This window comes from Amycolatopsis sp. A1MSW2902 (assembly GCF_017312175.1).
Classification (GTDB): Bacteria; Actinomycetota; Actinomycetes; order Mycobacteriales; family Pseudonocardiaceae; genus Amycolatopsis; species Amycolatopsis nivea.
This window is the reverse complement of sequence record NZ_QJPO01000001.1, coordinates 6,194,647-6,216,112: the sequence shown is the minus strand read 5'-3', so window position 1 is coordinate 6,216,112 and position 21,466 is coordinate 6,194,647. Positions and strand designations below refer to the sequence as shown.

Genomic DNA, 21,466 nt, shown 5'->3' with positions numbered 1-21,466 from the left:
TCAGCGCAGGGCGGCGAGGGTCGGGCCGCGTTGTTCCAGCAGTACCGGGCCTAGTGCGGTGAGGCGGACTGGGCCCGTGTAGGCACCGCGGTCGATGCCGACTGTGCGCAGCGTTGCGCCGTTCATTTCGTTCAGCACGGCCAGGCCGCCGCGGATAGGCACTACCAACTGGGTCGCGAAGGTGATTCCCGGGCCGAGCGTGCCGTCGAGGGTCCAGCGCGGAGACAGGTCGTCTCGGGACAGGGCAACGGTTTTGGAGCCGGTGTACCAGTAGATCCCCGCGGCGGTGCGGGTCGTCGCCTCGGTGCCGCCGACTGGGTCGTTTGCGGTGTCCGCATCGGGGAGATCCATGGGGTAGGCGGCTTTTTGCGAACCGTCCGCGCCGTACACGACGTACAGCTTCTGGTCGGGCAGCAGCACGCCGGTGAGGTCGCCCGACATCGCGATGACCCGGGCTCGTTTGCCGGCCAGCAGGGCGGTGTAGGTGACCTTCGGTTCGTCCTCGTGCTCGGCGGTCGCCTTGTAGACGGTCAGGCGGTCCGTGCGATCGCCGGGGCAGCGTTCGATCACGCCGATTTTGTCGGCACCCGCTGCTACCGTGCCGTAAGTGCAGTTGGGGCGGGGTTGTTTGTTCGCGTTTTGCAGGAAGGGGACTTTGCCGTACTCCATGCTCTTCACGAGATCGTCGCGCCACGTGTCGAGGAGATGTTTGCCGGTCGTCGTGACGTGGCTGCCGTCGTTGATCAGGCGGGTGCCCAGTTCGGCGTCGCCGTTGCGCTGAGCAGTGATGCGGCCGGTGGCGGGGTCGAGCTGCGTGACCTCGCTGCAGCCCATGGACTTGTGGTACACCGCGTTCACCCGGCCCCACGCAGTGTCCACAGTGCACAGTTGCAGGTTTTCACGGGTGTAGTGCCAGCGGATCTGCCCGGTGAGCGGATCACGGCCGGCGACCTCGCTGCCGTCCGCGGTGGTGACGGTGTCGGACTGTCCGATCGGGATCGGCGTCGCGGAACTCGGGGCCTGCCACAACTGTGTCATCGACCCAGGCACGGAGGTCGGCGGCGCGGGGAGGGCATGCGGCGGATCGGCCAGCGCGCGGCTGGTGTGCAGATTGTCGCTGTTCACCGCGACGATCGCGGTGACCACCGCGACCACGACCACGATCGCCCCCGCGATCACCCGGTCCCGCCCCCGATTCCACGGCGAGCGACGGGCTTTACCCGGCGGCGCAACGGAATCCGCGGCGGCGGGCTGGCGGGGGAGGAGGTTTTCGGAACCGTAGGACTCGGCGGAGGTGCTGCTGACCCCGACGGGTTCGTCGGTGACGCGCGCGATCGGGCCGGTTTGCTCCTCGGGAGTGACCGGGGGGATCGCGGCGTGGGCACCTGCGGGGGAAGCCTTTTCGTGCGCAGGCTCGATCGGCTGCCCGGATTGCGAGCCTGGTGTGGCGGGAGTGTCTCCGGCCGGGCGGGAGGCTCCTGCGGGGGGCTGGTGAGGCTCGGCGGGAGCTTCGTCGGCGGCGTGTGCGGCGGAGTTTCCGGCGTGCGAGCCAGGAACGGCTGATGCTGCGGGAGTGTTTCCAGCAGCGCTGGAGACTGCAGAGGACCTGCGGGGCTCAGCGGGAGCTTCCTCGGCGGAGTCTCCGGGCTGTGTGCCGGGAGCGGTCGGTGCTGCGGGAGTGTTTCCGGCGGTGCTGGAGGGCCGGTGGGGTTCGGCGGGAGCTTCGTTGGCGGCGTGTGCGGCGGAGTTTCCGGGCTGTGTGCCGGGAGCGGCCGGTGCCGCGGAAGCGTTCCCGGCGGTACTGGAGGGCCGTTGGGGTTCGGCGGAAGGTTCGTCGGCGGCGTGCGCGGCGGTGTCTCCGGGCTGCGTGCCGGGAACGGCCGATGCCGCGGAAGCGTTTCCGGCAGCACCGGAGGGTCGATGGGGCTCGGCGGAAGGTTCGTCGGCATCACGCGCGACGGAGTCTCCAGGCTGCGAGCCAGGAGCAGTCGATGCGGAAGCGCTTCCAGCAGCACCAGAAACCGCCCCGGTAGAGCCCGCAAACGGCTCCTCTGCCGCGGCGGAAGCACCGTCGGCAGCGGAAGCGGCCGACTCCCCGGCCTGCGACCCCGAAGCGTCCCCACCAAAACCAGCGCCCGCAACAGCGGAATCCCCAGACAACGAAACGCCCCGCTCAGCAGAAGGCACCCCGCCCACCCCAACAGGGCCCTCGTCCGGGACGTGCTCCCCGGCCGGATTATCCGGCTGGGGGCGTTCGTCGGGATTCGCGGGAGTGCCCGCTACGTTCGATCCGGGTTCGGGGGGCGTTTCGTCGGTGCCGTTCCCGTGGTCGTTCACGTAACTGACTCCCGGTGTGTCGCTCAGTCTGCCGACGCAGGTGTATCAGATGCGGACGGACGACGGCGACGGCGGCGGCGTGCCGGGCGGTCTCCGGTTTCTCCGGAGTCGGACGTCGTCGCGGGGGTGGCGTTGCCCGCGGAGGTCGCCGGGCCGGTCGCGTCTGCTCCCGAGCGGGTGCGGCGGCGGGTCCGGGGGCGGTCTTCCTGCTGGTCAGAGGCAGTCGACGCGGCGTCGGCGGCTTCGATGGCCGCGGCGGAGCGGGCGCCGCCTCGGGTTCGTTTGCGCGGGGCGCGGTTGCGCTTGCGCGGGGCTTCCTCTTCCGCGGCGGGCGAGGAAGGACCACTACCACCGCGACGGCCTCGGCGTTTGCCGCCCAGGTCCTCTTCCTTCTCGGCGGACAGGCCGGCTCGCGTGCGCTTCGACAGCGGCAGGCGGCCCTTCGTGCCCTCCGGAATGCCCAGGTCGCTGTACAGGTGCGGCGACGACGAGTACGTCTCCACCGGCTCTGCCAGGTCGAGGTTCAGCGTGTCCGAGATCAGCTTCCAGCGCGGTTCCTCGTCCCAGTCGACGAGCGTGACCGCGACACCGGTGCGGCCCGCGCGGCCGGTGCGGCCGATGCGGTGCACGTAGGTCTTCTCGTCCTCCGGGCACTGGTAGTTGATCACGTGCGTGACGTCGTCGATGTCGATGCCGCGCGCCGCGACGTCCGTGGCGACCAGGACGTCGACCTTGCCCGAGCGGAACGCGCGCAGTGCCTGCTCGCGGGCGCCCTGGCCGAGGTCGCCGTGCACCGCGGCCGCGGCGAAACCGCGTTCCACCAGGTCGTCGGCGATCTTCTGCGCGGTGCGCTTGGTGCGGCTGAAGATCATCGTGAGCCCGCGGCCCTCGGCCTGCAGCGCCCGCGCGATCAGCTCGGTCTTGTCCATCGAGTGCGCCCGGTAGACGAACTGCGAGGTGCGCTCGTGGATCGCGCCCGCGTCGTTCTCCTCGGCCCGGATGTGCGTGGGCTGGTTCAGGAACGTGCGCGCGAGCGTGATGATCGGGCCCGGCATCGTGGCGGAGAACAGCATCGTCTGCCGCTCGTCCGGCACCATCCGGAGGATCCGCTCGATGTCCGGCAGGAAGCCGAGGTCCAGCATCTCGTCGGCCTCGTCCAGGACGAGCCCGCGGATCTTGCCCAGCACCAGGTGCTGCTGCTCGGCGAGGTCGAGAAGCCGTCCCGGCGTGCCGATGACGACGTCGACGCCCTTGCGCAGCGCCTCGATCTGCGGCTCGTACGGCCGCCCGCCGTAGATCGCCAGCGTGCGGATGCCGAGGTGCTTCCCGGCTCCCTTCAGGTCGTTCGCGACCTGGATGCACAGCTCGCGCGTCGGCACCACGACCAGCACCTGCGGGGTGCCGTCGCCGGGCACCTGCACGCGGTGCAGCAGCGGGACGCCGAAGCCCAGCGTCTTGCCCATGCCGGTGCGGGCCTGGCCGATGAGGTCGTCGCCGGCCATGGCGAGCGGCAGGGTGAGCGCCTGGATGGCGAACGTGTGCACGATGCCCGCTTCGGCGAGCGCTTTGACGATTTCCGGCTTCACACCGAAGGACTCGAACGTCGGCGCCTCTTCGGTCACCGGGGCACCGGCCTGCAGCGGGTGCGACGTGTCCAGCGCGGCCGGTCCGTTTTCGCTGTGCTCGAGAGCGACAGCGGCGGTGGCCTGCGCGGTTTCGGTCTGTTCGGTTGTGGACTGTTCTGCGGTCAGGGTGATCGCCTCTCTCGTGACCAGCGCGCACAGGCCGGTTGTCACTCGACACTCGACCGGGGGCCTGACTCACGCCGCGGCCTCGTCTGCGGAGGCCTGTGGCGCCGGAGCCGCCCTCCCGGGAATGCCGCTAGGAGGCGTGCACGCACACTTGCGGCGAACCCCGGCCGCCCTGGTGGCACCGGCCGTTCGCCTGGTTCCCGCCGCTGTCGGGGCCCTCGAAAAAGGGCGGTCCGGCGCGGCGAAGCTCTGTTTATCCGACCCCACTGTACCTGGTCAGGTGTTTTCCGGGGAATACCGGGAGCGGGCGGCGCGGCGTGGGATCGGTCTCTTCGCGGCGCGGGCCTGCGGTTCGGCGATACCCTCGTCGCCGTGACCGACCCCGCCGAAGCCGCGCCCGCAACTTCCCCGCCCGCGATCAGCGAAGGCGTCGTCGACCTGCTCGGCGTGATCGCCTACCTCGAACTGTCCGCGTTCGACCGGATGGCCGAGGACGCCCGCAGCGCGCCGACGCTGGCCGGCCGCGCCGCGCTCGCCTCGATGGCTGCCGCCGAGATCGGGCACCTCGACCTGCTGACGAAGCATCTCGCGGCGAACGGCGTCGCGGTCGAGGACGCGATGGCCCCGTTCGTGTCGCAAGTGGACGCCTGGCACGGCTCCACCCGGCCGAAGTCGTGGCTGGAGTCGCTGGTCAAGGCGTATGTCGGGGACGGGCTCGCGGCCGATCTCTACCGCGAGATCGCGAACTGGCTCGATCCGGAGACCAAGGACCTGGTGCTGACCGTGCTCGCAGACACCGGGCACTCCGCGTTCGCCGAACGCGAAGTCGCCGCCGGGATCAAAGCCGATCCGAAGGCCCGCGACAAGCTCGCGCTGTGGGGCCGCCGGCTGCTCGGCGAGGCGCTCACCCAGGCCCAGTACGTGGTGGCCGAGCGCGATGGCCTGGCCGAACTGATCGTCGCCGGGTCCGGCGATCTCGCGGGAATCGGCGCGCTGTTCCGCCGGTTGCAGCAAGGGCACACCAAGCGCATGCAGGCGCTGGGGCTGGGCTGAGCGAGTGGTCGCGAATCACCTGCTGGTCGCGCGCCACCGCGGCGGCCCGCTTCGGTTAGCCTTGCCGGGCGTAGTCACAACGAGTTTCCAGCGGAGGTCCCACGTGGAGGTCAAGATCGGCATCAAGGACACGCCGCGCGAGCTGGTGGTGTCCAGTGGCCAGACTCCCGAAGAGGTGGAGAAGCTGGTCGCCGAGGCGCTGACGGCCGGTGACGGGCTCTTCCGCCTCAACGACGAGAAGGGCCGCAAGTACCTGGTCCCGTCCGACCGCATCGCGTACGTCGAGATCGCCCCGTCCGACGTCCGCAAGGTCGGGTTCGGCGTCGGCGACTGATTCAGCCGTACACGCGAAAGGCCGCTCCGGAGCACAGCTTCCGGAGCGGCCTTTTTCGTGGTTCAGGCTGTTGCTTCTTCGACCTCGGCCAGCGTTTTCGGGACCGAGAACGGGGGCGTGGACGTGCCGGTGAGCCGGTAGCGGCCCCACGGATCCGGATCGGACAGCTCGCCCTCGGCCGTGTGCTCGCCGACCCGCACCTCGCACGCCTTCTTGCGCCCGCCGACCGCCTCGGCCAGCTTCGGGTTCGCGGCGACGCGGCCGTACCAGTGGTAGTACCCGTCGATCGGCTGGAAATAGCCGCGCAGATCGAGGTCCGCGGCGATCTCCGTGCCGTCGACGACCAGCGTCGCCGAGCCCGTGTAGCCGTCTTCGTCGCTCATCCGGGGTCCTCTCGTCAGCCGGCCTCGTCGCCGGCGGCGGTGTCGTTCTCGGTGCGTCCGAGCTGGACGACCTTGTTCTCCTCGAGCGGCAGGTTCGGGTCGATCACCACGCCTTGCTGGCGGGTGAGCCCGTCGATCGCCGCCCAGATGATCTGGGTGAGGTACTCGACCACCGAATCGCGGCCCATCGAGCGCCGGTCCAGCCACCATTCGCCGGTGCTCTGGACCATGCCGACGATGCCGTGCGCCCACGGTTCGGCCGCGCCGGAGTCCATGTTGAACATCCGCATGTAGTCGCCGAGCAGGGCGGTCAGCGCGGTCGCGATGACCTCCTTGTCCTCCGCGACGACGTCCGAATCGGTGGTTTTGCCCGGCAGTCCGCCGTGTGCCAGCAAGCGGTACAGGTTCGGGTGCTCTTCGATGACGCCGAAGAACGCGTCGAGCGCCATCCGGATCCGCGGCACCGGCGCGAGTTCCGCGTTGATCGCCGGGATCAGCCGTTCGAAAAGGATCTCCGTGCCGCGCTGGCCGAGTGCGACGTACAGGTCGGCCTTGTCCTCGAAATGCCGGTACAGCACGGGTTTCGTGACGCCCGCTTCCGCGGCGACGTCCTCCATGCCGAGGTCTGGACCGTGCGCGTCGAGCGCGCGCAGGGCCGCTTCGACGAACTCCGCGCGACGGGCGATGCGGTGCTTGCGCCAGCGATCGCGGCGCGCGTCCCCGGTGCTCGTTTCGGTGTCGGCCGCCTGCTTGCCGGACTGCTTGCTGGAGCGCTTGACACGTTCGATCACGGCGGTCATGCTACCAGAGGTAACTGTTACCACGGGTTACATGTTCTGGAGCACAGAGCCCGGGGCAACAGGCGGGACGCGGCTTCTCGATTCAACGGCGAGTCAGGCGCTGGAAGGGGCTGATGATGACGCGGACGCTCAAGGTGACCGACCGGGAGGCGACGGCACAGCGGTTGCTGAAGTCGGCGGCGAACAAGTTCTACGACCCGGACGTCGACATCGACTGGGACGCGCCGCTGGTCGAGGGCAAGCGGTACATCCTGCCGGAGCGCTCGTCGCTCTACGGCACCCCGCTGTGGGACCGGCTGAGCCCGGAACAGCGGATCGAGCTGGGCAAGCACGAGATGGCCAGCATCGCGACCACCGGGCTGTGGTTCGAGATCCTCCTGATGCAGATGCTGCTCAAGGAGGTCTACGCACAGGACCCGACGACGGCGCACGCGCAGTTCGCGCTCACCGAGATCGCCGACGAGTGCAGGCACTCCACGATGTTCGCCCGGATGTCCGCGCGGATCGGCTGCCCGACCTACGGCCCGGTGCCGGTGCTGCGGCAGTTCGCGAAACTGATGCCGACCATCTCCTACGGCCCGGCGCGCTACGGCGCGATCCTGGTCGCCGAGGAGGTGCTCGACCGGCTGCAACGCGAGCAGATGAACGACGACCAGATCCAGCCGCTGGTCCGGATGGTCAACCGGATCCACGTGCTGGAGGAGGCGCGGCACGTCACCTTCGCCCGCGAGGAAGTCACCCGCGGGATGGCGAAACTCGGCCGCGCGGAGGTCGCCTACCAGCAGTTCAGCATCGCGCTGATCTCGTACTTCGTGACGCGGGCGTTCATCAACCCGAACGTCTACAAGGCGGTCGGGATCCGGCCGCGCGAGGGCGTCGAGACGGCGCTGAACAACCCGCACTGGCGCGCGACGATCGCATGGGCGGGGGAGAAGATCATGCCGTTCCTGCAGGAATCCGGTCTGGTCGGGTTGCCAGGGAAACCGTTCTGGCGCAAGTCTTTCCTGTTGCCGGAGGGCAAATGACTACCGCCGACGTACTTTTTCCCGCGGAGGCGAAATGACTACCGTAGAACGGCTGCGCAATCCGGCTCGTGAGCACCGGTTCGTGACCAGTGACGGCTGTGCGCTGCACGTGGAACTGAGCGGCCCGGCCGATGCCGCGGTGACGCTGGTGCTGGTGCACGGCTGGACGCAGGACCACCGCACGTGGGACGGCGTCATGGACCACCTCGGCCCCGGCGTCCGGACGCTGCGCTACGACCTGCGCGGGCACGGCGGTTCCGCGCCCGCGACCAAGGAAACCGGCACGATTCCGCGGCTGGCCGACGATCTGGCCGAGCTGATCGCCGCGCGCGTGCCGTCGGGTCCGCTGGTGCTCGCCGGGCATTCGATGGGCGGCATGACCATGATGGCGCTGGCCGAACGGCATCCGGAACTGGTCCGGGACCGGGTGGTCGGCGCGGCGTTCGTGGCGACGTCCTCGGGGCAGATGGACCGGATCACGTTGGGGCTGCCCGGTATGGCGGGCCAGTTCTCCGCACGGTTCGAGCGCAGGCTGGCGAAAGCGTTGTCGCACCGCAAGGGCGAGCGGCTGCCGTTGAGCCCGGCGATGGTGCGTTCGGGCGCGCGGTTCCTCGTGTTCGGGGAGCACCCGCGCCGCGCGGACCTGCGGCTGGTCGCGGATCAGCTGTTGTGCGCGCATCCGGCGAGCCTCGGCGCGTTCCAGGACGCGATTTCGACGCACGACCGCCGCGTCGCGCTGGCGACCTTGCGCGGTACGCCGTCCGTGGTGCTGGCGGGGGAGAAGGACCGGCTTTGCCCGCTGCCGCACGCGAAAGTGATCGCGGACGAGCTGCCGGACGCGGAGTTTGTCCGTTTTCCCGGCGCCGGGCACATGTTGCCGCAGGAGCGCGCGGGCGAGGTCGCGAAACGCATCGGGGCGCTGCTGCGGGTTTCGTGACCCTTCGCGTTCGCGCTCGTACCTGTCTGTCGGCTGTTCCCGGCCGCTCGGCGCTGTCACGCTGGGTGGCTGGGATGTCGCCGACAGACAGGACGGGTGCATGGGCCAGCCGCTGAGCGCGCACGTCAACCGCAGCCTGATGGCGATTTCCCGGCGGGCGGAGAGCGTGGACCGGCACACGCTGGCCAAGACCTTCGTGGTGGCAGGGTCGTTTTCGGCGATGTTGCATTCGGCTGACCACCAGATCTTTTACGGCCGCCGCGGCACCGGGAAAACGCACGCCTTGCTGTATCTGGCCGATCTGGTCGAGGAAACGCACGATGTCGCGGTGTACCTGGATCTCCGCACGATCGGGTCCACCAGCGGGCTGTATGCGAATCAGCAGCTGCCAGTGTCGCTTCGAGGCACGCAGCTGCTGGTCGACACGCTGGAAGCGGTGCACGAACAGCTGCTGACCACGGCGATCGAGACGCAGGTGTCCGATCAAGGAGGCTTGCTGCAGGGCCTCGACGAGCTGACCGAGGCGGCGACGACGGTCGAGGTCGTCGGCAATGTCGAGCGGGAGACGACCGTCGGCGGTTCAGCCGAGCAGGCGACCAGCGCAGGGGCTTCGGCGTCCTGGGGACCGGGCGGTCCGCGCGGTCGGGTGACGATGTCGGGCAGCAGCCGGCAATCGGTGACGGCTTCGGATCGCTTGCGGCGCACCGGAACCGAGCATCACCAGGTCATTTTCGGGCCGCTCAGCCGGGCGCTGGCCCGGGTCACGGCCGCGTTGGCGCCGGCCCGGCTGTGGCTGCTGCTGGACGAGTGGAGTTCGATTCCCCTTGAACTGCAACCGTTGCTGGCGGATCTGCTGCGCCGCAGCGTGCTGCCGACGCGCGGGACGACGGTCAAGATCGCGGCGATCGAACGCCGGTCCCGGTTCCGCGAACCGGGCCGCGACGGCGATTACGTCGGCATCGAGGTCGGCGCGGACGCGGCCTCCGCGGTCAGCTTCGACGACGTGCTGCTGTTCGACCACGGCCGGACCCAGTCGAGACAGTTTTTCGCCGAACTCTTCCTCAATCACGTACGACCGCGGATGCCGATGACCGACGACCCGGCGGAATTCGTGGCCACGGCGTTCAGCCGCACCGCGTTTCCCGAACTCGTGCGCGCGGCAGAGGGCGTGCCCCGCGACGCGATCAACATCGCCGCGTTGGCCGCGCAGCACGCGAATACCGCGACGATCGGGATCCGGCACGTCCGGCAGGCCGCGCAAGATTGGTACCTGCGCGACAAATACGCCGCCATCGCCGGGAACGAACCGGCCTTGACGACGCTTCGCTGGCTGGTGGACGAGGTCGTCGGCCGGCGCCGCTCGCGTACTTTCCTGCTCGAGCACGCCAGCGGCGCGCACGACGAGACCATGCGCGATCTGCACGACGCCCGGCTCGTTCACCTGGTGCGGCGCGGGATCGTCAACCGCAAGCGGCCGGGAACGCTCTACGACGGGTTCGCCATCGACTACGGCTGTTACGTCGCCTTGTTGCCAGACAGCGAACAACCGTCGCGGCGAAGCAAATCCGACGCCTGGCTGACCGATCCGCACGGCGCGCTGCCGGACCATCTCGAACAGCTGCTGGTCGAACTGCCCGGAGCGGCGAGATCGGTGCCCCGCCAGCGAAAACCGCGCGAATGAGCTAGCGGAGCCGTTCGAGCGCGGCGACGGTGGCCGGGACGTCTTCCCAGATCGGCGAGTGCCCGGTCTCGACGGTGACGAGTTCGCTGTCCGGCAGGTGGTCGACGAGGTGCTGGGCGTCCGCGAGCGTGCGGGCGCGGTCGCGGATTCCGTGCAGCACCGTGACCGGGCAGCGGATCGCCGCGAGCCGCGGCGTGAGGTCCAGATCCCGTTGGCTCGTCAGGACTTCCAGCGCGGCTTCGGCCGGGACGCGGGCGGCATAGTCGAGCAGCTGAGTGCGCAGATCCGGCGGCAACGGCGCGGCGAAGGACCGGTCGAGGACGGCCGCGTGCAGGCCGGGACCCCATTCGGTGGCGATCGTGGCGAGGATCCGGTCGACGTCGCCGTGGCCGCGCATGTGCGCGCCGGTGTTCGCGAGCAGCAGCGCGGAAACCAGGTCCGGCCGGGTGGCGGCGACCGTCGCCGCGACGCAGCCGCCCGTGGAGTGCCCGATCAGGGTGACCGGGCCGCCGTGCTGTTCGATCCGGTCGGCGACGCGCGCCGCGATGTCCTCGATCCGCCACGGACCCGGTGCGGTCATCCAGTCGACCGCGTCCAGTCCATTGGGCAGCGCGGCCGCCAGCGGTGCGTAGATCAGCGGGCTGCACAACGTGCCCGGCACCGCGACCACGTGCACGGGCGTCAGTTGTCCTTGAGCGGGAAACCGCCGCCGATGCCGCGCCAGGCGAGGTTCGCGGTGAGCGCCACCGCGTCCTCGCGGCTCATCGACTGGTTGTGCTGCAGCCAGTAGCGCGCGCTGACCTGGCTCATCCCGACCAGGCCGACCGCCAGCAGGCGGGCCTTCTCCTCGTCCAGCCCGGCGTCGGAGGTGATCGTCTCGGTGATGGCCTCGACGCTCGCCGAGGTCGCGCGGTCCACCGCCTCCTGCACGGCGGGCTCGCCGCGGAGGTCGGATTCGAAGACCATGCGGAACGCGCCGGCGTCGTTGTTCACGAAGTCGAAGAACGCCCCGACCGTGGCCGGGACGCGCTGGCGGTTGTCCGTGGTGGAGTTCAGCGCGCCCTGCACGCGGCCGACGAGGTCGTCGACGTGGCTTTCCAGCAGCGCGATGTACAGGTCGAGCTTGCCGGGGAAGTGCTGGTAGAGGACCGGTTTGCTGACCCCGGCCTCCTCGGCGATCTCGTCCATCGCCGCCGCGTGGTAGCCGTGCTCGGCGAAGACGCGCTGCGCGGCCGTCAGCAACTGGGCCCGGCGCTCCGTCCGGGGCAACCGGACGCCTCGTTGCAGTCGCGCCATCTCCGTCATTCTTCCTCCGTCCGCAGCCTTCGCCGGGCGGGTTCACCACCGCGTGAAGTGAATCTGACATTACCCGTGGGTACGCCCGAAATGCCAAGGGTCAGGCATCCTGGAACGGTGACCACCACGACCTCCCGCCCCACCGCCGCGGCGGCGGTCCGCCCGCCGGTGACCCAGGTGCCATTGTCGACTACTCCCCTTCCGCCGCTCGACGGGGCGCTGCCTGCCTGGCCGGGAACGGTCGAGGACGGCCTCCACATCCGGCACACGCCCGGTCCCGACGGCACGCCCGCGGTGTACGTGCACGGGCTCGGCGGGTCGTCCACGAACTGGACCGACCTCGCCGCGCTGCTTGCCCCGACCGCGGCCGGGCAGGCCGTTGACCTGCCCGGATTCGGCTATTCGGAGCCCGCGGAAGGATTCGCCTACAGCCTCGACGACCACGCCGACGTCATCGCGAGCAGGCTGGAACGGCTCGGCGAGCCGGTGCACCTGCTCGGCAACTCGATGGGCGGCGCGATCTCGCTGCTGGTCGCGGCGCGGCGGCCGGAGCTGGTGAGAACTCTCACCCTGATTTCCCCGGCGATGCCGGACCGCCGCCCGGACCCGCGCAGGCTGTCCGATCCGCTGATGGCGCTGGCCTACCTCCCGGTGGTCGGGGCGCGGGTGCGCCGCCGGATGGCCGGGATGACCGCCCGCGAACGCGCCGCGCAGGTCATCAAGCTGTGCTTCCACGATCCGTCCCGCTTCCCGGACGCCCGGCTGGACGAACTGGTCGAGGAGCACGCCGCGCGCGCCGGGTTCCCGTGGGCGCTGGCCGCGATGGAGCGCAGCACGTTCGGCATCTTCCGGCGCTGGACCGCGCTCGGCGCCGCGTCGCTGTGGTCGGTCGCCAAACAGGTCCAGGCCCCGACGCTGGTCGTCTGGGGACTCCACGACCGGGTGATCTCGGTCAAGCGCGCGCTGCGGACCGCGCAGACGATTCCGCACGCCCGGATGCTGGTCCTCCCGCGCACCGGACACGTTGCGCAGATGGAACGTCCGCAGGTGGTGGCCAAGGCCGTGCTGGGTCTGTGGGAGGGCGCGGACAAGGGCTCCTGGTAGCCCGGACGGGGGACCGCGGATCGCCGGGGAGCCCGCCAGTCGCTGCCGGGAACGTCGCCGTCGTGTGGCACCCTGGGTCGGTGGACCGGCTGAAGCAGGACGCGCGAGCGAAGGACCGGCGGGACCCGACCGCCGGGTCGGCCCGGCGTTCAGCGTCCTCGGGGTCGGCGGGCTCCGGCGATGCGGAGGCCGACTCTCCGCGCGTCGGCCAGTACCGGCCCGCGCGCAAGCCCGCCCAGCGCGTAGGCGACGACCGGTACCGGCCGGGCGGACGCCGCACCAGCGCCGAGCCGCTCGCCGCCTCCTGGAAACCCAAGGACGGCGGCTCCGAGAAGCGCCCGGCGCCGAAGAAGAAGCAGTCACCGTTCGCGCGGTTCGTGAAGACCTACGGCTGGCGCGTGTACGCGCTGCCGATCCTGGCCGTGATCACCGTGCTGGTCGCGGTCAACACCGCCTCCGGCCCGTCCGACGCCGGGGTCGCCGGCAGCAGCGGCGAGGTCGCGTCCGGCGACACGTCCTCCGGCGCGATCGACGGCAGCGGCGGCATCCCGGAGAACCCCGCGCAGCCGGTGAACCTCAACGTGCCCACCGCCGACCTGCCCGCAGGCGGACCGTTCACGCAGACCGGCAAAGGCACCTGGCACGTCGTGCCGGGGTCCAGCGACGTCGTGGGCAAGGGCGGGAAGCTCTACACCTACACCGTCGAGGTCGAGGACGGCATCGATCCGTCGAGCTATGCGGGCGACGACAGCTTCGGCACCGCGGTGCAGGGCATTCTGTCCGATCCGCGCAGCTGGACCTGGAACGGCGAGATCCGGTTGCAGCGGGTCGACGCGAGCTATCCGAACCCGAGTTTCCGGGTGAGCCTCACCACGCCGGACACCACGCACCGGCCGGACGCGTGCGGGTTCCAGATCAAATTCGAGGCCTCGTGCTACCGGCGGAGCATGGGCCGGGTGCTGATCAACCTGTCCCGGTGGGTGCGCGGCGCGAAGGTCTACATGTCCGACATGACCGGGTACCGGCAGTACGCGATCAACCACGAGGTCGGGCACGCGCTGGGCAACAATCACGTGGGCTGCCCCGGAAACGACCAGCCGGCTCCGGTGATGATGCAGCAGTCGTTCGGCGTCGCCGACGACTACGTCGCGATGCTCAACAACATCCCCGGCGGCGACAAGGGCAAGGTCGCGGCGGACCATCGCGTGTGCAAGCCGAACGCGTGGCCGAACCCGACCCCGCCGGGCCAGTAACAACGTCCCACGATCTGAGAGCAGGGAAGTCTCCCTTGCGGGCGGGCGTTGAACATACTGGGATCGACTACGCGACCCGCGCGAGTATGGAGGACCCGATGTCAGACACGGCACTGCCGCCGCTCGTCGAGCCGGCAGCCGAGCTCACCAAGGAAGAGGTGGCCCGGTACAGCCGTCACCTGATCATCCCGGACGTCGGGGTGGTCGGGCAGAAGCGGTTGAAGAACGCGAAGGTCCTGGTCATCGGTGCGGGCGGCCTCGGAAGTCCGGCGCTGCTGTACCTGGCGGCCGCCGGCGTGGGCACGCTCGGCATCATCGACTTCGACGTCGTCGACGAATCCAACCTGCAGCGCCAGGTGATCCACGGCCAGTCCGACCTCGGCAAGCTCAAGGCCGCGTCGGCGCAGGAATCGATCGCCGAGATCAACCCGCTGGTGAAGGTGCACCTGCACACCGAGCGCCTGGAATCGGCGAACGCGCTGGAGATCTTCAACCAGTACGACCTGATCCTCGACGGCACGGACAACTTCGCCACGCGCTACCTGGTCAACGACGCGGCGGTGCTGGCCGGCAAGCCGTACGTGTGGGGTTCGATCTTCCGGTTCGAAGGCCAGGTGAGCGTCTTCTGGGAGGACGCCCCGAACGGCAAGGGCCTCAACTACCGGGACCTCTACCCCGAGCCGCCGCCCCCCGGCATGGTCCCGTCCTGCTCCGAAGGCGGCGTACTGGGCGTGCTGTGCGCGTCGATCGGCTCGATCATGGTGACCGAGGCGATCAAGCTCATCACCGGCATCGGAGAGCCGCTCCTCGGGCGGTTGATCTCCTATGACGCGCTGGAGATGAAGTACCGCGAGGTCAAGATCCGCAAGGACCCGGAGACCCCGAAGATCACCGAACTGATCGACTACGAAGCCTTCTGCGGCGTCGTGTCGGACGAAGCCGCCTCGGCCGCCTCGGGCAGCACGCTGACCCCCGCGGAACTGAAGGCCAAGTTCGACGCGGGCGAGGACTTCGCCCTGATCGACGTCCGCGAACCGCACGAGTACGAGATCGTGAACATCAAGGGCGCCACGCTGATCCCGAAGGACCGCATCCTGTCCGGCGAGGCATTGGCAGAGCTGCCGCAGGACAAGCCCATCGTCCTGCACTGCAAGTCCGGCGCCCGCTCGGCCGAGGCATTGGCCGCGCTGCACGCAGCGGGCTTCAAGGACGCCACCCACCTAGGCGGCGGAGTCCTGGCCTGGGCACGGCAGATCGACCCGAGCCTGCCGACTTACTGAGCACTGTTTGGCCGTGAAGGGCTCCTTGAGGGACTTCGATTCCCTGAAGGAGCCCTTCACGGCTTTTTTGGTGACGTGAGGGCCACCCTGAGGAACTCTGATTCCGTGAGGGTTCCCCTCACGACCAGCCGACGGTCCGTGAGGGACCCCTTCACGGACCTGGATTCCCTCAAGGAGCCCTTCACGGCCCGCCCGCCCCGTGCCCGCTCGGGATGCGCCCCAATGCCACATTGGTTGCGTCCCACGCACCGAACGCCACATTGGGTGCGTCAGATGCACCCAATGCCACATTGGGGCGCTAGCCCCACACTGCGAGAAACCGCCGCCGGTGCACTCAACTGTCGGTGCACCCACACCACCCCAGACCGTCAGCACAATCAAGCTTCGGGGTGCCCCACCGCACTCCCCAAGGCAATGTCGCCGCCAGGCGACGAGCCGACAGAGGACCAGCGAGTCTCCCCAGGAAACGCCCCCACCCCGGGGTAACCTCCCCCTTTGTGCGGTCAACCCTCGAACGCCCCTCCGAACGCGTCTGCAACGCGTTCGGCAGCGACGCCGACGCCATCACCCTCCTCCCGGACTCCGAAACCTGGCACGCCGGCGACGTGGTCTTCAAACGCGTCACCGACCGCTCCCAAGCCCTCTGGACCGCCCGAGCCCTGGACTTCGCCGAGGACCCCGGCCTCCGCATCGCCAAACCGGTCCGCTCACGAGACGGCCGCTGGATCGTCGGGGACTGGTCAGCCTGGCGCTACCTCCCCGGCACCGCCGAACACCGCTGTGACGAAGCGGTTCTCGCCGCGGTACGCCTCCACCGGACCACCGCAGACCTCCCGAGGCCGGACTTCCTTTCCGCCCGCGACGACATCGACGCGGTAGCCGACCGGATCGCCTGGGAAGAACTAGACCGCCCCCTGTCGGAGGAAAAAGGCGGCCGCTGGTTCGAAATCCTCGCCCCGGCCCGCCGTCCGATCAAGCTCCCGCACCAGGTCGCGCACGGCGAACTCCTGGCCGGCCTGCTCTTCGACGGTGACGAAGCTCCCGGCGTGGTCGATTTCGTCCCGTACTACCGCCCAGGCGAATGGGGTGCCGCGATCGCCGCGGTCGACTCGCTGATCTGGGGCGGCGCGACCGGAGCTCTCCTGGAGCGCTGGGCCCACCTCCCCGAATGGCCCCAGCTCCTGCTGCGCGCCATTCTCTTCCGCCTCGCCTCGCACGCACTCGACCCCAGGTCCACGAACGCCGCGTTGGACGGCCTGCGCGCGGCGGCCCGCGAGGTCAGCGCGATCCTCTGACTCACTGCGCGCCTCCGCCATGACGGCGGGCAATGTCAACTGCCCGAAACATTCCGGCACGTCGAGGTAACACAGCGTCCTTACCGTCGGGTCATCGCCGACCCGAGGAGCGCCTGTGCCGCACGTCGACACACATTGCCCGTACTGCGCCCTGCAGTGCGGGATGCGCCTGGATGAGACCCGGGTCACCCCAAGGAACTTCCCGGTCAACGCGGGTGGCCTGTGCCAGAAAGGCTGGACCGCCGGCGCCCTGCTGGAATCCGGCGCACGCCTGACCTCGCCGCTGCTCCGCCGAGACGGCGAACTGCAGCCGGTTTCCTGGGGCGAGGCACTGGATTTCGTCGCGGACCGACTGCTTGCCTCGCGCCGCGAACACGGTGCGGATTCGGTCGCCGTGTTCGGCGGCGGCGGGCTTACGAACGAAAAGGCTTACCTGCTCGGGAAATTCGCCCGGGTCGCGCTCGGAACGTCGCAAATCGACTACAACGGCCGATTCTGCATGTCCTCCGCCGCCGCGGCCGGGATGCGCGCATTCGGAGTGGACCGCGGACTCCCGTTCCCGGTAACCGATCTTGCGAACGCGGACGTCGTCCTCCTCGCCGGGGCGAACCCGGCCGAGACGATGCCGCCATTCATGCAGCATCTGGAAAGCGCGGAACTGATCGTCATCGACCCGCGCCGCACGCCGACCGCCGAGCGGGCCGCGCTGCACCTCGCGCCAGCGCCAGGAACGGATCTCGCACTGGCGTTGGGAATTCTCCACGCGGTCGTCGCCGAAGGACACCTGGACAAGTCCTATGTGGATCTTCGGACGTCCGGGTTCGACGAAATGTGGCGCATCGCCGCGACCTGGTGGCCGGAGCGGGTCGAGCGGGTCACCGGGGTCTCGGCCGCGGACCAGCGGCAGGCCGCGGAAATGCTCGCGCGGGCTGGCAACGCGTATGTGCTTACTGGGCGCGGGACCGAACAGCACGCGTCCGGAACCGCGACGGTCGGCGGGTGGATCAATCTCGCCCTCGCACTGGGCTTGCCCGGGCGTGCTGGATCTGGCTTCGGGTGTCTGACCGGACAAGGCAACGGCCAGGGCGGGCGCGAGCACGGGCAGAAAGCGGATCAACTGCCGGGCTATCGCAAGATCGACGACCCGGCGGCGCGTGCGCATGTTGCCCAGGTTTGGGGCGTACCAGCGGAAAGCTTGCCGGGACCGGGGCGTTCCGCGGTCGAGTTGCTCGACGCGCTGGGCGATTCAATCAAGGCCCTGTTGGTGTTCGGAAGCAATCCGGTGGTGTCGGCTCCGCGTTCGTCCCGGGTGCAGGAACGGTTGGCCGGACTGGATCTTCTCGTGGTGGCGGACTTCGTCCTCTCGGAAACCGCGGAGCTGGCCGACGTGGTGTTCCCGGTCCCGCAGTGGGCCGAAGAGGAGGGCACGTTGACCAACCTCGAGGGCCGAGTCCTCTTGCGGCAAAGGTCGATTGAGCCGTCGGACGGAGTACGCAGCGATCTGTCGCTGTTGCGGGATCTCGCAGTCCGAATTGGACAGCCTGCGGAAAGGTTTCCGGACGACGCGGTGGAGGTCTTCGAGGAGCTGCGAGTCGCGTCGAAGGGTGGAGCTGCGGACTACTCCGGGGTGACTTACCAACGGCTGCGTTCCGGGGAAGCATTGCACTGGCCGGTGCTGGACGAGACACACCCGGGCACGCCGCGAATGTTCCTCGACGGATTCGCGCACCCAGACGGCCGGGCACGGTTCGCCGAGGTTGACCACAGTGGACCCGCGGAACTGCCGGACGAGGTTTTTCCGTTGCAGGCGACGACCGGGCGGGTGTTGCAGCATTACCAGTCCGGTGCGCAGACTCGCCGAATCGCGGAGTTGACGGCGGTCGTGCCGGAGGCATTCGTCGAGGTGCATCCGGATACTGCGGCGCGGTCCGGGTTGGCCGACGGAGACCACGCGGTGGTGCGGTCGCGGCGCGGGGAGACCGTCGCGCTGGTGCGGTGTGTGCCGTCGATGCGGGCGGACCTCGTCTTCCTGCCGTTCCATTTTCCCGGTGCGGCGCGGGCGAATCTGGTGACCAACCCAGTGCTGGACCCGGTGAGCCGGATGCCGGAGTTCAAGGTGTGCGCGGTGTCGTTGGCGAGGGCGGAAGCATGAGCGCGCGGAACGTCGTCGTCATCGGATACGGGATGGCCGGGGCACGGCTCGCGGACGAGATTCGGCGGCGCGATCCGGAAGGCGACCGGGTACGGCTGACCGTGCTCGGCGAGGAGGCGCATCCGGCCTACAACCGGGTGCTGCTGTCCACTGTGGTCGCTGGCGGGATGAGCCCGGACACGGTGCGGCTGCACGATTCCGAGTGGGCCGCGCAGACGCGAGTCGATTTGCGGCTCGGAACGCGGGTGACGCGGATCGACCCGATGCGCCGAGTCGTCTGCACTGAAGACGTGGATTTCCCTTACGACGCAGTCGTCCTCGCGACCGGAGCCGCGCCCTGGCTGCCGCCGGTGGAAGGGCTCGAACTCGGACCGGAGGTCGTGGCGTTCCGCACGCTGGACGACTGCGCGCGCATCGTGGACGCCGCACGGCCAGGCGCGCCGGTCGCGGTGCTCGGCGGCGGGTTGCTTGGCTTGGAAGCCGCACGAGGGCTGGCCGGACGCGGAGCGAACGTGACGGTGGTGCATCCGCAGCCGCATGTGCTGGAACGGCAACTGGATTCCGGCGCCGGCCGGGTGCTGGCGCGGCGGTTGGCGGAGCTGGGCGTCACGTTCCGCTTCGAGGTGACGGCCGCCCGGCACCTGCCCGGAGACGGTCTCAAACTCGATGACGGCAGCTTCGTTCCCGCTGACCTGGTGGTCGTCGCGGCGGGAGTGCGCCCGGAGACGTCGCTCGCCGAAGCCGCCGGGCTCGCGGTGGACCGCGGAATCCTGGTGGACGATCTGCTCCGGACCAGCGACGGCCGGATCCACGCGCTGGGCGACTGCGCTCGACATCCGGGTGCGCCGCCGGGATTGGTGCAGCCCGCGTGGGAACAGGCCGCGGTGCTCGCGGACCTGCTCACCGGTTCGGACGCCACGGCACGCTATCGCGGCACCCGCACGGTGACCCGGCTCAAGGCCCGCGACATCGATCTCGCCGCGCTCGGCGAAACGCAGGTGACCAGCGAGGACGCCGCCGCCGAGGTCGTGACGTTCGACGATCCGTCCGGCGGCAGGTACGGCAAGCTCGTCGTCCGCGGCGACCGCGTGACCGGTGCGATCCTGCTCGGCCTGCCGGACGCGGCGGCGACCGTGACGCAACTGCACGACCGGGGCACGCCGGTCCCCGAAGACCGGCTCGCGGTGCTGCTCGGCCGTGCGCTGCCCGCGGGTGCGCCAACGGCGGCGAGCCCGGCGGATCTTCCTTCGTCCACAGTGATCTGCCGCTGCAACGCGGTGACCAAAGGCCGGCTGATCGAAGCCTGGCGGGGTGGCGCCACCGACGCTGCCGCACTCGCCCGCACCACCCGCGCCACCACGGGATGCGGCAGCTGCCGCGACACGGTCGGCGCGGTCGCGGACTGGCTGGCCGCGCAATGACCGCGCCCCGTAACGAGGAGGACGCCATGACCCGCCGTTGGATCGAGCACTGGGATCCCGAGGACGACGAGTTCTGGGAATCGACCGGCAAGCGCGTCGCCCGGCGCAATCTGTGGTTTTCCGTGTTCTCCGAGCACATCGGCTTCTCGATCTGGACACTGTGGTCGGTCGTGGTGCTGTTCATGGGCCCGGCCTACGGGTTCAGCGCGGCGGACAAATTCCTGCTCGTCTCCACCCCGACGGTGGTCGGCGCGATCATGCGGATCCCGTACACCTTCGCGGTGGCGCGCTTCGGCGGTCGCAATTGGACGGTCATCAGCGCGGTGCTGCTGCTCATTCCGACCGTGCTGACCGCCATCGTGCTGCACCCGGGTACCTCGCTGGGCACGTTCGTGCTGATGGCCGCGCTCGGCGGCGTCGGCGGCGGCAACTTCGCTTCGTCGATGACGAACATCAACACCTTCTATCCCGAACGGCACAAGGGCTGGGCACTCGGGTTGAACGCCGGCGGCGGAAACCTCGGTGTCGCGGTGATCCAGCTCGTCGGACTTCTCGTCATCGGCACCGCTGGTGCGACCGCGCCGCGATTGGTGCTCTACATCTACCTTCCCCTGATCGTCATCGCCGCCACCTGCGCCGCGTTGTTCATGGACAACTTGGCCAGCGTTCGCGGGGACACCAAAGCCATGCGCGAGGTAGTCCGTTATGGACACACCTGGGTCATGTCGCTGCTGTACGTCGGCACGTTCGGTTCCTTCATCGGCTACAGCTTCGCCTTCGGTTTGGTGCTGCAGAACCAGTTCGGCCGGTCACCGTTGCAGGCGGCCGCGGTGACGTTCCTCGGTCCGCTGCTGGGTTCGCTGTCGAGGCCGATCGGCGGGTGGCTGTCAGACCGCATCGGCGGCGGCCGCGTCACCTTCGCGACGTTCGGCGCGATGGCGTTGGCGACCGTGGTGCTGGTGCTGGCTTCCTCGGCGGACTCGCTGGCGACATTTACCGCCGCGTTCATCGTTTTGTTCGTGCTCACCGGAATCGGCAACGGATCGACGTACAAGATGATCCCGGCGATCTTCCAGGTCAAGGCGCGAGCAGCGATTCAGGCTGGTGCGGACGAGGCGACGGAATTGCGCAACGCGCGTCGACTGTCCGGTGCGTTGATCGGATTGGCCGGTGCGATCGGTGCGCTGGGCGGGTTGTTCATCAACCTCGCGTTCCGGCAGTCGTTCGCTGACGCGCACAGCGGCGTTCCGGCGTTCGTCGGTTTCTTGGTCTTCTACGCGGTGTGCGTGGGTGTGACGTGGTTCGGCTACTTGCGCAAGCCGGCGGTGCGCGCGCAGGTGGCGTTGGCAGGAGCGGAGGTCTGA

General features: G+C 69.4%; 18 protein-coding genes. 12 read left to right on the top strand and 6 right to left on the bottom strand.

The window, feature by feature from the left end:
* Positions 1-1,179, bottom strand: a complete 1,179-nt coding sequence (locus DMP23_RS28505; protein WP_337823075.1) for an Rv3212 family protein — start codon at positions 1,177-1,179, stop codon at positions 1-3.
* A gap of 1,181 nt (positions 1,180-2,360) precedes the next feature.
* Positions 2,361-3,959, bottom strand: a complete 1,599-nt coding sequence (locus DMP23_RS28500) for a DEAD/DEAH box helicase (protein ID WP_337824457.1) — start codon at positions 3,957-3,959, stop codon at positions 2,361-2,363.
* A gap of 501 nt (positions 3,960-4,460) precedes the next feature.
* Between DMP23_RS28500 and DMP23_RS28495 the strand changes: the two genes are divergently transcribed.
* Complete coding sequence (locus tag DMP23_RS28495; protein WP_199817816.1) at positions 4,461-5,141, top strand: ferritin-like fold-containing protein; 681 nt, start codon at positions 4,461-4,463, stop codon at positions 5,139-5,141.
* Between the two features lie 103 nt (positions 5,142-5,244).
* A complete protein-coding gene (locus tag DMP23_RS28490) occupies positions 5,245-5,475 on the top strand; it encodes a DUF3107 domain-containing protein (protein WP_009072973.1) in 231 nt (76 codons plus the stop codon).
* A 62-nt stretch (positions 5,476-5,537) separates the two neighbouring features.
* Here the strand turns inward: DMP23_RS28490 and DMP23_RS28485 are convergent, their stop codons facing one another.
* Both DMP23_RS28485 and DMP23_RS28480 read right to left on the bottom strand, forming a co-directional pair.
* Positions 5,538-5,858: a DUF4873 domain-containing protein gene (locus DMP23_RS28485; protein WP_037815862.1), complete on the bottom strand. Its 321-nt coding sequence runs from the start codon at positions 5,856-5,858 to the stop codon at positions 5,538-5,540.
* A 14-nt stretch (positions 5,859-5,872) separates the two neighbouring features.
* Positions 5,873-6,658, bottom strand: coding sequence for a TetR/AcrR family transcriptional regulator (locus DMP23_RS28480; RefSeq protein ID WP_037815860.1), 786 nt, complete (start codon positions 6,656-6,658; stop codon positions 5,873-5,875).
* A 116-nt stretch (positions 6,659-6,774) separates the two neighbouring features.
* Here DMP23_RS28480 and DMP23_RS28475 point away from each other — a divergent pair, with 116 nt between their 5' ends.
* From DMP23_RS28475 to DMP23_RS28465, 3 genes are all read left to right on the top strand, one after another.
* Positions 6,775-7,683, top strand: coding sequence for an AurF N-oxygenase family protein (locus DMP23_RS28475; RefSeq protein WP_037816391.1), 909 nt, complete (start codon positions 6,775-6,777; stop codon positions 7,681-7,683).
* 34 nt (positions 7,684-7,717) lie between these two features.
* On the top strand, positions 7,718-8,620 hold the full coding sequence (locus tag DMP23_RS28470; protein ID WP_037815858.1) for an alpha/beta fold hydrolase: 903 nt from the start codon (positions 7,718-7,720) through the stop codon (positions 8,618-8,620).
* Between the two features lie 100 nt (positions 8,621-8,720).
* Complete coding sequence (locus DMP23_RS28465; RefSeq protein WP_051729139.1) at positions 8,721-10,301, top strand: hypothetical protein; 1,581 nt, start codon at positions 8,721-8,723, stop codon at positions 10,299-10,301.
* A gap of 1 nt (position 10,302) precedes the next feature.
* On the opposite strand, the gene DMP23_RS28460 is transcribed toward DMP23_RS28465, so the two are convergent.
* A complete protein-coding gene (locus DMP23_RS28460; protein ID WP_337823074.1) occupies positions 10,303-10,977 on the bottom strand; it encodes an alpha/beta fold hydrolase in 675 nt (224 codons plus the stop codon).
* 5 nt (positions 10,978-10,982) lie between these two features.
* A complete protein-coding gene (locus DMP23_RS28455) occupies positions 10,983-11,606 on the bottom strand; it encodes a TetR/AcrR family transcriptional regulator (RefSeq protein ID WP_009072985.1) in 624 nt (207 codons plus the stop codon).
* Positions 11,607-11,687: 81 nt separating this feature from the next.
* Here DMP23_RS28455 and DMP23_RS28450 point away from each other — a divergent pair, with 81 nt between their 5' ends.
* The 7 genes from DMP23_RS28450 (at position 11,688) to DMP23_RS28420 (ending at position 21,466) form a co-directional block, all read left to right on the top strand.
* Complete coding sequence (locus tag DMP23_RS28450; protein ID WP_443111293.1) at positions 11,688-12,701, top strand: alpha/beta hydrolase; 1,014 nt, start codon at positions 11,688-11,690, stop codon at positions 12,699-12,701.
* Positions 12,702-12,781: 80 nt separating this feature from the next.
* Positions 12,782-13,954 carry a DUF3152 domain-containing protein gene (locus tag DMP23_RS28445; RefSeq protein ID WP_337823072.1) on the top strand — a complete coding sequence of 391 codons (1,173 nt, stop codon included), beginning with the start codon at positions 12,782-12,784 and terminating at the stop codon, positions 13,952-13,954.
* Between the two features lie 98 nt (positions 13,955-14,052).
* Positions 14,053-15,234, top strand: a complete 1,182-nt coding sequence (gene moeZ / locus DMP23_RS28440) for an adenylyltransferase/sulfurtransferase MoeZ (RefSeq protein ID WP_037816386.1) — start codon at positions 14,053-14,055, stop codon at positions 15,232-15,234.
* Between the two features lie 497 nt (positions 15,235-15,731).
* Complete coding sequence (locus tag DMP23_RS28435; RefSeq protein ID WP_043836923.1) at positions 15,732-16,529, top strand: TIGR02569 family protein; 798 nt, start codon at positions 15,732-15,734, stop codon at positions 16,527-16,529.
* A gap of 115 nt (positions 16,530-16,644) precedes the next feature.
* Positions 16,645-18,681 (top strand): molybdopterin oxidoreductase family protein, encoded by a 2,037-nt coding sequence (locus DMP23_RS28430; RefSeq protein WP_337823071.1) that lies wholly within the window; start codon positions 16,645-16,647, stop codon positions 18,679-18,681.
* The gene (locus DMP23_RS28425; protein WP_337823070.1) at positions 18,678-20,102 is read left to right on the top strand and encodes an FAD-dependent oxidoreductase; all 1,425 of its coding nucleotides are present in this window, start codon (positions 18,678-18,680) and stop codon (positions 20,100-20,102) included. The genes DMP23_RS28430 and DMP23_RS28425 overlap by 4 nt, the downstream gene beginning before the upstream one ends.
* Before the next feature lie 26 nt (positions 20,103-20,128).
* Entirely contained in the window at positions 20,129-21,466 is a 1,338-nt protein-coding gene (locus DMP23_RS28420) for a nitrate/nitrite transporter (RefSeq protein WP_240690911.1), read from the top strand.